Origin of the sequence: Pseudarthrobacter sp. LMD1-1-1.1 (genome assembly GCF_040676255.1) — a bacterium.
Classification (GTDB): Bacteria; Actinomycetota; Actinomycetes; order Actinomycetales; family Micrococcaceae; genus Arthrobacter.
Genome location: NZ_JBEGHP010000012.1, coordinates 347,363 through 358,267, shown reverse-complemented (window position 1 = coordinate 358,267; position 10,905 = coordinate 347,363). Strand labels below are relative to the sequence as shown.

General features: G+C 68.2%; 10 protein-coding genes. 1 reads left to right on the top strand and 9 read right to left on the bottom strand.

Annotation, left to right across the window (positions count from 1 at the left end):
* Nucleotides 1-7: 7 nt before the first annotated feature.
* Nucleotides 8-982, bottom strand: a complete 975-nt coding sequence (locus tag MRBLMD1_RS07195) for an alpha/beta hydrolase (RefSeq protein ID WP_364398500.1) — start codon at nucleotides 980-982, stop codon at nucleotides 8-10.
* A 61-nt stretch (nucleotides 983-1,043) separates the two neighbouring features.
* On the opposite strand from MRBLMD1_RS07195, the gene MRBLMD1_RS07190 reads away from it, so the two are divergent.
* Nucleotides 1,044-1,616, top strand: coding sequence for an MOSC domain-containing protein (locus MRBLMD1_RS07190; protein WP_364398498.1), 573 nt, complete (start codon nucleotides 1,044-1,046; stop codon nucleotides 1,614-1,616).
* Between the two features lie 158 nt (nucleotides 1,617-1,774).
* Here the strand turns inward: MRBLMD1_RS07190 and MRBLMD1_RS07185 are convergent, their stop codons facing one another.
* The 8 genes from MRBLMD1_RS07185 to MRBLMD1_RS07150 all read right to left on the bottom strand — a co-directional run bounded on the left by MRBLMD1_RS07185 (nucleotide 1,775) and on the right by MRBLMD1_RS07150 (nucleotide 10,858).
* Nucleotides 1,775-3,304 carry an aldehyde dehydrogenase family protein gene (locus MRBLMD1_RS07185; RefSeq protein ID WP_159634774.1) on the bottom strand — a complete coding sequence of 510 codons (1,530 nt, stop codon included), beginning with the start codon at nucleotides 3,302-3,304 and terminating at the stop codon, nucleotides 1,775-1,777.
* Nucleotides 3,301-4,080, bottom strand: a complete 780-nt coding sequence (locus tag MRBLMD1_RS07180; RefSeq protein WP_159634777.1) for an HD domain-containing protein — start codon at nucleotides 4,078-4,080, stop codon at nucleotides 3,301-3,303. The genes MRBLMD1_RS07185 and MRBLMD1_RS07180 overlap by 4 nt, the downstream gene beginning before the upstream one ends.
* 30 nt (nucleotides 4,081-4,110) lie before the next feature.
* On the bottom strand, nucleotides 4,111-5,412 hold the full coding sequence (locus tag MRBLMD1_RS07175; protein ID WP_364398495.1) for an NAD(P)/FAD-dependent oxidoreductase: 1,302 nt from the start codon (nucleotides 5,410-5,412) through the stop codon (nucleotides 4,111-4,113).
* A gap of 2 nt (nucleotides 5,413-5,414) precedes the next feature.
* Nucleotides 5,415-5,735, bottom strand: coding sequence for a 2Fe-2S iron-sulfur cluster-binding protein (locus tag MRBLMD1_RS07170; RefSeq protein ID WP_286400767.1), 321 nt, complete (start codon nucleotides 5,733-5,735; stop codon nucleotides 5,415-5,417).
* Between the two features lie 49 nt (nucleotides 5,736-5,784).
* The gene (locus tag MRBLMD1_RS07165) at nucleotides 5,785-6,528 is read right to left on the bottom strand and encodes an SDR family NAD(P)-dependent oxidoreductase (protein WP_159634783.1); all 744 of its coding nucleotides are present in this window, start codon (nucleotides 6,526-6,528) and stop codon (nucleotides 5,785-5,787) included.
* A gap of 37 nt (nucleotides 6,529-6,565) precedes the next feature.
* Nucleotides 6,566-8,434, bottom strand: a complete 1,869-nt coding sequence (locus MRBLMD1_RS07160) for a PEP-utilizing enzyme (protein WP_159634786.1) — start codon at nucleotides 8,432-8,434, stop codon at nucleotides 6,566-6,568.
* Nucleotides 8,435-8,495: 61 nt separating this feature from the next.
* Nucleotides 8,496-9,575 (bottom strand): PEP/pyruvate-binding domain-containing protein, encoded by a 1,080-nt coding sequence (locus MRBLMD1_RS07155; RefSeq protein ID WP_159634789.1) that lies wholly within the window; start codon nucleotides 9,573-9,575, stop codon nucleotides 8,496-8,498.
* A 5-nt stretch (nucleotides 9,576-9,580) separates the two neighbouring features.
* Nucleotides 9,581-10,858 (bottom strand): cytochrome P450, encoded by a 1,278-nt coding sequence (locus tag MRBLMD1_RS07150; RefSeq protein ID WP_159634795.1) that lies wholly within the window; start codon nucleotides 10,856-10,858, stop codon nucleotides 9,581-9,583.
* Nucleotides 10,859-10,905 lie beyond the last annotated feature (47 nt).

Sequence of the window (10,905 nt, the reverse complement as noted above, 5' to 3'; positions counted from 1 at the left end):
CGCTGCGTCAGCGGCTTCCCGGCAGCTGGCCCAGGAAGCTGACGGTGGCGGTGCCAATCTGCTGCTGCGCGGCGCTGCGGCTGATGCCGGGCTCGCCGTCGCCGGGTTGATCACCGTAGTCGCCGAAGAACGCGTGCACTCCGCCCTGGACGGCGATGAACTCGGTGTCCGCCGGCAGGAGTTCCCGGGAGGCCTGGATCTTGTCCGGCGTGCTGAGACCGTCCTTGGTCCCGGAAACGGAGAGGACGGAGAGGCCGGTCCGTCCCCGCAGCGATTCCACCGGGTAGGAGGCGTACAGCACCAGGCCGGTGATGTCGGTGTTCGCCAGGGCGAATGACGATGCGGACACCCCGCCCAGGGAGTGGCCGCCCACCGCCCACGTGGTGATGTCCGGGTTGTCCTCGATGGCGCTGCGGGCCTGGTTGCCGTCCAGCAGGCTGAGCCCGAGCGGTTCCTTCAGGATGACCACCCGGTACCCGGCACCGACCGCGGGAGCCAGGACGTCCTGGTATGCCCGGGCGTCCACGCGTGCTCCCGGGTAGAAGACCAGCCCCTTGGTGGTTCTGGCTCCCTCGGGTGACATGGTGATGGCGGTGTCCGTTTCGGTGACGGTGAGGTCCGACGCCGGCCCGGCCTCCGCCGTCGGGCCCGGCTGATAGGCGAAGGGGTTGAGCCAGGCGAGCCCGGCGGCAATTGCCAGGACGGCCAGCCTGCCGGCCCACGCGCCGATGGCGCGCACACGCGCGCGAGGCCGGGGGACATCGCGGCGGCGCCAGAGCAGGGCCGCCCAGGCTGCACCGGCGGCTGCCGCGGCCAGCAGGATGCCCGGCAGCAGCGGGTGGCCGCCCAGAACGGCGGGGTTGCCTGCCAGCATCCACAGCGCAACCCCCATCAGGGCGGCAGCGCAAGCCGCCGATGCCCAGAACAGGGCCGTCCGCTTCCTGGGCGGCGCACTGGCTTGGCCGGCCGGTGAAGTCTTCATGGTTCCTGATCCTTCCATCCGGCGGCAGGATTTCAATGCCGGGCTGGCCTACGCTGGCCGTATGCCCGAAATGTTCCGGTACGACGTCGAGATCCTGCACCTGCTGGTATCCCCCGCGCATGCTTACTTTGGCCGAGCCCGGGACGGCGCCGCCGACGTTCCCACCACTGATGCTCCGCAGGCTGAGGTGGTGGCCGGCAAGGGCATCGTGGACGACCGGTTCTTCGGCAAGGCCGCGCACATGGATGCTGCGGTGACCCTGTTCGCCGTCGAGTCCCTCGAGGCCATCGCCGCAGAGTTGGGCTCGGCGCCGTTCGATCCGCTGCTGACCCGCCGGAACGTGGTGCTGCGCGGGGCCCAGCTGGCCCCACTGTTGGGGCAGGACTTCGTGCTGGAATCCGGCGGCTCCGCGGTGACCCTGCACGGCGGCCGGCACGCCCAGCCCTGCGCGTGGATGAATGAAATGCTCGCCCCCGGCGCCCACCCGGCCATGCGCGGCCGCGGCGGCATCCGCTGCCGCGCCGTCTCCAGCGGCTTCCTGCACCGGGGTCCTGCCGTGCTGGTCAGCCCGGTGCCGCTGGACCCTGCCCAGGCAGGCGAGGCCAGCGTCCTGCGGCCGTCGCGGCTGCCGTAGCAGGCCCTGCCCTAGGACGCCCCGGCAGGACGTACGACGGACGACGGCGTCACGCACGGCACGCTTTCGGCCCACTTTGGGCGGGGAAGCCCCGGAAACCCGGGCCTCCGCCGTCGTGCGCTGCCTGAAAGCCTGCCTCGCGTGACGCCTGCCGCGGCCTACCTTTTCCGGTGGATCGACTTGTAGCTCAGGTAGGCGTTGAGGCCCTCGATCCCGTACTCGGTGCCCAGCCCGGAGTCGTGCCGGCCGCCGAACGGGGCGGAGTGGTTGGAGGCGAAGAAGTTCAGTCCCACCGATCCCGTGTCCATGCGGTCCGCCACGGCGAGCGCGGCGTCCTCGTCCCGGCCGAACACCAGGCCGCCCAGGCCGAATTCGGTGTTGTTCGCCAGTGCCACTGCCTCCTCGACGCTGCCGCCGGCGTCGTTGTATTTGAGGATGGTAATCACCGGACCGAAGATCTCCTCGCGGGCTATCCGCATGTCCGGGGTGACGTCGGCGAACACCGTGGGCTCAATGAAGTAGCCGTCCTCCAGCCCTCCGGCCAGCGACGCAGCGCGTCCTCCGGTGGTGGCGCGGGCGCCTTCAGCCAGCCCGGACTCGACGTATTCCATGACCGTCCGGTACTGCGCCTCGGTGGCGCAGGGGCCAAACACCGTGTCCGGATCCAGGGGGTCGCCCTGCTTCCCGGCGGCGATGGTGGCCGTGACCATGTCCACCACCTCGTCGTACCGGCTGGCCGGGGCCAGGATGCGGGTGGAGATGTAGCAGGTCTGCCCGGTGTTCCGCATGGAGGACTTGATCAGCACCCGGGACATGGCGTCCAGGTCCGCGTCCGGCAGCACGATGGCGCTGGACTTGCCACCCAGCTCCAGGGTTACCGGACGCAGCAGCTCACCGCAGGCGGCGGCGATTTTCCGGCCCACCGGCGTCGAGCCCGTGAATGCCACCTTCGCCACCCCGGGGTGCTTGACCAGGACGTCGCCCAGCCGGCCGGAGCCGGTGACCAGGTTGACGACGCCGGCGGGGACGCCTGCTGCGGCGATGGCGTCGATAATCACCCGGATGGACAGCGGGGTAGGCGATGCCGGTTTGATCACCACGGTGCAGCCGGCCAGCAGCGCCGGTGCCAGCTTGATCATTACCAGGTTGATGGGGAAGTTCCACGGGGCGATCAGGGCGCAGACGCCCAGGGGATCGCGACGCACCACGGATTCGCCGCCGCCGCGGGGGAAGGGACGGATGTCCTCCTGTTCCAGATATCCGGCCAGGGTGGCGAAGTAGCGCAGGATCCCGGCGGCGTTGGCGGCGGCGCCTGCGGATTCGGCCACCGGGGATCCGTTCTCCCGCGAGTTGATCAGGGAGAGGTCCTCGGCGCGCTTCTCCACTTCATCGGCGATCCGGAGCAGGTAGGCGGCCCGCTCGGACGGCGCCAGCCGGGGCCATTCGCCGTCAAAAGCCTTCTGGGCGGAGCCGACGGCGGCGTCCACGTCCTCCGGCGTGCCGTCCGGCACCGAGCCCCAGACTTTGCCGGTGGTGGGGTCGGTGACCGGGTTCCGGCCGGTGCCCCGGGACCGCTGCCAGGCGCCGTCGACGTAGATGGTGTCCACGTGGGTGTGCGGCAGGGCCAGGCCGGACCGCGTGGCCAGGGCCGGTGCGCCGGCCGGTGCGTCATGCGTGGCGGAGGTCATCGGATCACCGCCGTCTTCAGCAGCGCGTTGGACCGGGCAAGGTCCGCGGTGGCCATCTCGAGGGCGGCCCCGGTGATGAGCTCGGGGATGATTTCGGCGGCCAGCCGGTCCGTGTAGGTGGCGGGATCCATCCCGAACCAGGAGGAGGCGAGGGCGATGCCGGCGTGGTCGAACCGCCACAGCCTGTCGGCGTCACGCATCAGCGCGTCCTCGAGGGAGCGGGCCACGGGCCGGGTGTCGTGGCCGTCAATGATTGCGCAGACCTGCTCCACGAACCCGGGGGCATAGCCCAGGCCGGGAAGGACCCGGCGGGCCACGTCGCAGCCCTGCTTTTCGTGCTCATAGCGGATGGTTGCCTTGCGCCAGTCCCCCGTGAACCCTTCCGAGAGGATCCGGGATTCATCCACGTGGGCCCAGCCGGTGTCATGCAGCAGCGTGGCCACCCGCACCAGGTCTGCATCCGCGTCCGGGTAGGCGCGGCACAGCCGTTCGGCGAACGCAAGGGAGATGGGCAGGTGGATGTCGTTGCCGCGGGTCCGGGTCTCGTGGACCACGGCCTTCCAGAGCGCGTCGAGCGAGTCCAGGGCCGCGGGGGTGCCGGCAATGGGGGTGGTGTCCACGGGTCCTGCGGCGGGGATGGGGCGGACGCTGTATTCGGCGGCGAAGGCATCGGCCAGGGCGTCGCCCGTGTCCGGTGCGGTGCCGGGGGCACCGGGGGCGCTGCCGGCGGCAATGCCGGGCTCCGCCGGGGCAAACGGCGTCTTGGGGGTGCTCATAATGCTCCTTCGGGTTGGCTGGCCTGGCGGCTAGCTGTCCGTGGTGATGGTCTTGAGTTGGGTGCCGGGGTCCGCGGCGGCCTCGGCCGGAATGTTGAGGCCCTTGGCGAGTGCGTTCTTGACGGCCATGAAGTCCAGCGGCGCGTTGACGCAGTCCGCGGCGATGATGCGGCCCTGGCGGTAGTAGAGGACGCTGAATTTTCCGCGTTCCCGGTCGTTCCGGACTACGGTCCGGTCGTAGCCGTTGCACAGGCCGGCGATCTGCAGCTTGAGGTCCGCCTGGTTGGACCAGAACCACGGGATTCCGGCGTACTCCTCGCGCCGTCCGGTCAGGGAATACGCGGCCACCTTGGCGTGCTCGATGGCGTTGTTGACGCTTTCCAGCCGGATCCGTTCCCCGGGCTCGGAGCCGGGAACGGGGTTGGGCATGTTGGCGACGTCCCCCACGGCCACCGTGGTGCCGTCGGAGGCCAGCGCGAACCGGTCCACCACCACGCCGTTGTCCACGGCCAGGCCCAGCTGTTCCGCCAGTTGGGTGTTGGGAATGACGCCGATGCCGACCAGGACGATCTGTGCCGGCAGTACCGTCCCGTCCTGGAGCTCGACGGCGGCAACCCGGCTGCCGCCGTCGTCAGCGGTGAAGCGCGCCGCACTGGTGTTGAGGCGGATATCCAGACCGCGTGACCGGTGGGCCTGCAGGAAGTACTCGGCGGTTTCCTCCCCCACGGCCCTGCCCACCAGCCGCGGCCCGAACTCGAGCACGGTGACATTTTTCCCCATCTTCTGCAGGCTGGACGCGGCCTCGAGGCCGATGAACCCGCCGCCGATCACCACCACATCCGTGGCGTCACCCACTTTTGCCTTCAGGGCCAGGGCGTCGTCGGCGTTGCGGAGGTAAAGCACACCGTCCAGGCCGCTGCCCTCGATCTCCAGTTTCCGGGCGCGGGCGCCTACGGTGAGGGCCAGCCGCTTGAACGGAAACTCCCGGCCCGAGGACGCATAAGCCACTCCGGAGCCGTCCGCTTCCTTGTCGATCCGGACGATGTATTCGCCTTTGACCAGGTCCACGTTGTGCTCGGCCCAGTAGTCGTTGGACCGGAAGATGAGGGATTCGCTTTCCACGGTGCCCTGCAGGAACTCCTTGGACAGCGCCGGCCGCTGGTAGGGCCGGTGGTCCTCGTCCCCCAGCAGGGTGATGTGTTCGTCGAAGCCGAGCGCCCGGAGCGATACGGCCAGCTGCACGCCGGACTGGCTGGCACCGATGATCAGGAGCCCGGTCCTGGTGGGGACCGTGGCCGTTCCGGCTTCCTGCTCCACTGCCTGCGTTCCCATGGCTACACCTGGGTTTCGGGGGTGGTGACGAACAGTTCGAGCTCCTCCGTCAGGCGGAGCTGGCAGGACAGCCGGGAGTTGTCCTCACGGTCCACGGCGGTGCCGTAGAGCATCTCGTCCTCCATGTCCTCCATGGGAGGAAGTTGCGAGGCGCAGTCCTCGCGGACGAAGACGTGGCAGGTGGCGCAGGACAGCGAGCCGCCGCATTCGGCCACGATGCCGGGGACGCCGTTGCGCACCGCGGTTTCCATGACCGAATCGCCTGCATTGCCTTCGACGTCCCGGACGGTGCCTTCTGCGTCGGTGAAGTGAACCGTTGGCATTGTGGTCCTCCTTGGTTGAAGTTGGTTGGGTGGTGGCGGGGGTGGCCGGTCAGATGAACTGCCGGCCGCCGTCCACCACCATGGTCTGGCCGGTGTAATAGGAGCTGTCGGGCCCGGCGAGGAACAGGGCGGCGCCCACGATGTCCTCGGGCTGGCTGGCGCGTTTGATGGCCCCGCGGTCCACCCCGTAGTTCTCGGCGTTCTCCATGAGTCCGTAGCTGGCTTCCGTGAGCGTGAAGCCCGGGGCGATGGCGTTCACCGTGATCCCCCGCCGGCCCAGTTCCTTGGCCATGACCCGGGTGAGTGCCACCACCCCGCCCTTGGAGGCGACGTAGTGCGCCCATTGCTCGGAGCCGCTGAAGATCGTGGCGCTGGAGAGGTTGATGACGCGCCCGCCCTCGGCCAGGTAGGGGCTCGCGGCTCGGGTCACCAGCCAGGGCCCCTTAAGGTTGACGTTCATCACCAGGTCCCACTCGGCCGGATCGATGTCCTCGAAGCGGCTGCGGGTCACCCCCGCGTAGACCGCCGCATTGTTGAGGACGACGTCGATGCGCCCGTTTCCGAACTCCGCGCAGCTCGCGGCGAGCTGCTCCGTGGAGTCCAGGTCGGTCACGTCGGCGGCGAAGGCAGCGGCGCGGGCACCGGCTTCCCGGACCAGCTTGGCGGTCTGCTCAGCACCTTCAAGGTTGATGTCGGCCACCGCCACCCGGTAGCCGCGGCCGGCGAAGCCAAGCGCGAACGCCCTTCCCAGCCCGCCGGCGGCTCCCGTGATGAGGACCGTTCTATCATTCATGCCCTCAGTGGAATATTCTCCTGAGGGCATGTCCAGATCAGACATGGCTATGGCTGTGGGCGCCGGGTCCGGCAACCACAAGGTCGTCCTCGGCGTCCAGGATCTGGACCGTGCCCTTGGTGCCGTCCACACGCAGCCGCTGGCCGGTCTTGATGGTGGTGGACCCGGAGCCCGTTCCGGTAACCGCGGGCAGGCCGTACTCCCGGCACACGATCGCGGCGTGGCTCATCATGCCGCCGATGTCCGTGACCGTGGCGCTGATCTTGCCGAAGATGGGGCCCCAGGACGGCGCCGTCACGGTGGCCACCAGGATTTCGCCCTGCTGCACCTCGGAGAGCTGGTCGGCGTCGGTGACCACGCGGGCCAGGCCTTCCACCACGCCGGGCGAGGCGGCCATGCCGCGGAGCCCGCCGCCTTCCACTTCCTCGCCGGCTCCCAGCCACTGCTGGACCTGCTCGGTGGTGATGCCCCAGAGCATCCGGGTGAAGGGTTCGGTGATGGACGCCGGCGGGGTGTTCAGTGCAGGCGCGGGGCGGGCGGTCTTGAGGGCGTCCACGATGCCGCGGCGGCGTTCGATTTCCTCGGGCCAGTAGTCGGGGCCGATGGGCTTGGCACCCACGCCCCAGCCGGTGACGAGGTCGAAGAGGGCGTCGCGAACCTCGTTGCGGCCCAGGTAGAGCAGGTCGTCCGGCTGGGTCCAGAAACCCTCGGCATGCATCATGCGGGAGAGTTCGCGGATCTTGCGCCAGAAGACGCCCATGGTCCAGTGCTCGATGTAGAAGTTGTGGTTCTCCACGTAGGGGTAGGCGGTGGCTGCGAGGCCGCGCTTGGCGTCGAAGACGGCCTGGTTGTCGCCTTCGAGGAGGTCCCGGTATTCCTCGATGATGCGGTCGCGTTCGGCGATGAGCGCCTCAACGGGGCGCATGATCTCCTGGCCCTCGTCCACGCGCCGGATGTAGTCGGCTATGTAGCCCAGCGGGATTTCCTGGTTCACGTTCCAGTACTTGTCGTGGCCGTAGAAGCCGTTGCCCACGGTGAAGTTGAACCACGGGTCCTTGGCACCTTCATACTGGGCCAGCCAGCGGTCCCCGCCCGGTGCGGCGGCGACGGCACCCAAAGTAGCCTCGACGTCGTCCGTGTTTCCGAAGTGGGGCTGCAGGCCCAGCTCGACGGCGAGCTTGGCGAGCTGCTTGAGCTCGTCATCGGGCCGGAACAGTTCCATGTCCACGCCCTGGACCATGCTGGCGATCGACTGGTCCGGGATGTTGGGGAAGACCTGCTTGCAGAAGTTGAAGAAGTCCAGGTAGGCGATGTAGCCCAGGTTGAGGAACTCGAAGTGGTACTGCCAGTTCTGGTAGGCCAGCTGGATGAGCCGGTCGTAGCTTTCCAGAAGCTTCTCGGAACCGTCCTTGCCCTTGCCGGAGGTGATGTCCTCGAGCGGGACCATGTCCGGCAGCTTGGCGAAAGAGATGGCTTCCATCTCGGCGATGGTGCCCTTGACCTTGACGTGCCAGTCCTTGAGCAGCTGCTCCCAGTTCTGGAAGTAGTGGCCGACGCGCTGCTCGAACAGCGGCACGCGGGCGGCGATCTGGTCCTCCGGGACGGGAATGGGGGACATGTAGAGGTAGCCCAGGTGGATGCGGAACTCGATGCCGTTGGCGTTGGGGATCATGAGGTGCCTGGCGTTGTACTGGCCCAGGCACTTGACCGCGAATTCGCCGCCGATGGTCTCGAAGGGCTTGAACACAGTGGGCCAGTGCTGGCTGTCGCAGAACCAGAACTTGGCGTCCTCCTGCTCCTTGAGCTTGTCCTGGAACACCAGGTAGTAGGGGTAGATCTTTTCCCAGCCTTCGGCCCCGGCGGGAACCGGCAGTTCGGAGGGCTTGGGGAACGACTTCATGGACATGGCGGTCCTTTCAGGAGGGCTCGGCGGTGAGCCTTGGTGGGGGTGAAGCCTCGGACGGGGGTCAGGCAGTCGGCTTGAGCGCGGGGGTGCTCAAGCCGCTGAAGTAGCCGCCGGTGACGACCGGCTGGGGCGCGGTCACCGCGGCAGGCTTCGAGGAGTGGACCGTTTCCGGCCGGGACTGCAGGAGGAGCAGGTTTTCGCCGTCGGGGAGGTCCGCGTCGAGGGCCCACTCAATGTCCTGCGGGCACTTGTAGTGCTTCTCGGCCCGCTTGGCCATCTGGGCGACGGCGGTGAGCTCGGCGTCGGTGAGGCTGCGGCGGCCCCGGCGTTCGTCGTCGACCTCGCGTTCCACCAGGCCCTTGGCGCCGGCGTCCGGGACCAGCTCGGCGTGCTTGTCGCCCAGGTGTTCGGTGACGACGGCGAGGGTCACCTTGTCCAGCACGATGTTGTCCGGGGTGACCTGGCCGGAGACCACCATCTCGCCCACGCCGTAGGAGGAATCGATGGTGATCTTGGACCGGTCGCCGTTGGTGGGGTCCATGGTGATGGCCACGCCGGAAACCTTGGAATTGACCATCTTCTGCACCACCACGGCCATGGACAGGCCTTCGTTGGGGATGCTGTTCTTGAGCCGGTAGATGATGGCGCGGGAGGTGTAGAGCGAAGCCCAGCACTGGCGGATGTGGTCGGTGACTGCCTTGACGCCGTCCAGCCAGAGGTAGGTGTCCTGCTGCCCGGCGAAGGAGGCGTCCGGCAGGTCCTCGGCGGTGGCGCTGGAGCGCACTGCCACGGGGACGGGGGCGTCGAAGCGTCCCATCAGGGATTCGTAGGCGGCGATGGTCATGCTGCGCAGTTCTTCAGGGACGGGGCGGGAGCAGATGTCCTCGCGGATGGACGCGGACACCTGGTCCACCTGCCGGGTGTCCTCAGGGTCCAGCCCGGCCAGCAGTTCGTGGATCTTTGCCGTGATGCCGGCTTCGTCCATGAAGGCATCGAACTGCGCGGTGGTGACGACGAAGCCGGGCGGAACGGGCATGCCGGCGGAGGTCATGGTGACCAGGGACGCTCCCTTGCCGCCGAGGTTTTCAAGCTTCGGCTCGATGCCGCCGTCGAAGAACTGGACGTAATCGTTGCTGTGCATGGTGCTTAGGCCTTCCAGGTGACAGGAACGGTCTCGGGAACACGGAAGGAGAGGTTTTCGCGGAAGGCGATGTCCCCGGGGGCGTCGAGCTGCAGCCCGGGGGCGAGCCGGGCCACCTCCTCGAGCGCGATTTTCGCCTGCAGCTTGGCGAGCATGTTGCCCAGGCAGTAGTGGATGCCGAACCCGAAGGAGAGGTGCTCGCGGGCGTTCGGCCGGGTGATGTCGAAGTCCTCGCCGTCGGTGAACTTGGTTTCGTCGCGGTTGGCGGATCCCATCAGGAGCAGCAGCTGCGAGCCCTTTTCGATCGGCACGCCGCCCACCTCGGTGTCCTTGAGGGCCTTGCGGCGCCACCCGACGATGGAGCCGGCGTAGCGGAGGACCTCGTCGATGGCGGCGGGGATCTTCTTGGGATCCGCCACCAGCTGCTGCCACTGCTCCGGACGGGCCAGGAGCTCGCGCAGGGCGTTGGAGATGAGGGTGGTGGTGGTCTCGTGCCCGGCGAAGAGCAGGCTGTAGAGGACCGAGGCGATCTCGTGGTCCGAGATTTCGGCGCCGTCCTGCTGGGCCTTGACCAAGTCTGCGGTGAGGTTGTCGCCGCCCTGTTCGTGGGCCAGGCGGACCAGTCGCAGGCATTCCTGCCAGTACTCCACCAGGTTGTGGGCGTGCGGGATCTGCTGTTCGTCGCTGAGGTCGCCCCAGGTCATGGCCGCGCGGGAGTCGGACCAGCGCTTGAACGTGTCCACCTGGGAAACGTCCGCCCCGATCAGGGTGAGGATGGTGATGGTGGGAACGTCGTAGGCCAGGTCCTTGACCAGATCCCCGCGGCGCTCTCCGCGGGACAGCATCTTTTCGAGCAGGTCCACCACGTTCTGCCGGATGAACGGTTCCAGCGCCTTGTAGCGGCGGGGCGTGAAGGCTTTCTGCACTACGGCGCGGATGCGGGTGTGCTCCGGCGGACGGCGCGCGGACAGGCCGGAGTAGGCGGTGAAGCCGCCCTCTTCCATGATCTTTTTCGCAGCGGGTCCGCGTTCCCGGACCGGGGCCTGGGCGTTTTCGCTGGAGAACGTTTCCCAGTCCTCGAAGACGGCTTTGATGTCGTCGTACCGGGAGACGACGTACAGGCCTGTGCGCTCATCGAACATCACGGGCTGCTCGGCCCGGAGCTCTGCGTAGGCGGTGAAGGGATCCTTCATCTGGAAGGGTTCGTAGCCGTGGTGCCCGGCGGGGGCTTCGGCGCCGTACCCGAAAGGACAACGGCCAGCCGTTTCTGTCGACGATGACATGTTGACTCCTGGTGACTTGGCTCCGCCCGGCGCCTCGGGGCGGCGGG

Coding starts and splice junctions, on each gene's coding strand:
- MRBLMD1_RS07170 (WP_286400767.1), bottom strand. CDS start 5,735: ATGCCAACGGTTCACTTCACCGACGCAGAAGGCACCGTCCGGGACGTC.
- MRBLMD1_RS07190 (WP_364398498.1), top strand. CDS start 1,044: ATGCCCGAAATGTTCCGGTACGACGTCGAGATCCTGCACCTGCTGGTA.
- MRBLMD1_RS07155 (WP_159634789.1), bottom strand. CDS start 9,575: ATGCACAGCAACGATTACGTCCAGTTCTTCGACGGCGGCATCGAGCCG.
- MRBLMD1_RS07180 (WP_159634777.1), bottom strand. CDS start 4,080: ATGAGCACCCCCAAGACGCCGTTTGCCCCGGCGGAGCCCGGCATTGCC.
- MRBLMD1_RS07165 (WP_159634783.1), bottom strand. CDS start 6,528: ATGAATGATAGAACGGTCCTCATCACGGGAGCCGCCGGCGGGCTGGGA.
- MRBLMD1_RS07150 (WP_159634795.1), bottom strand. CDS start 10,858: ATGTCATCGTCGACAGAAACGGCTGGCCGTTGTCCTTTCGGGTACGGC.
- MRBLMD1_RS07185 (WP_159634774.1), bottom strand. CDS start 3,304: ATGACCTCCGCCACGCATGACGCACCGGCCGGCGCACCGGCCCTGGCC.
- MRBLMD1_RS07175 (WP_364398495.1), bottom strand. CDS start 5,412: ATGGGAACGCAGGCAGTGGAGCAGGAAGCCGGAACGGCCACGGTCCCC.
- MRBLMD1_RS07195 (WP_364398500.1), bottom strand. CDS start 982: ATGAAGACTTCACCGGCCGGCCAAGCCAGTGCGCCGCCCAGGAAGCGG.
- MRBLMD1_RS07160 (WP_159634786.1), bottom strand. CDS start 8,434: ATGTCCATGAAGTCGTTCCCCAAGCCCTCCGAACTGCCGGTTCCCGCC.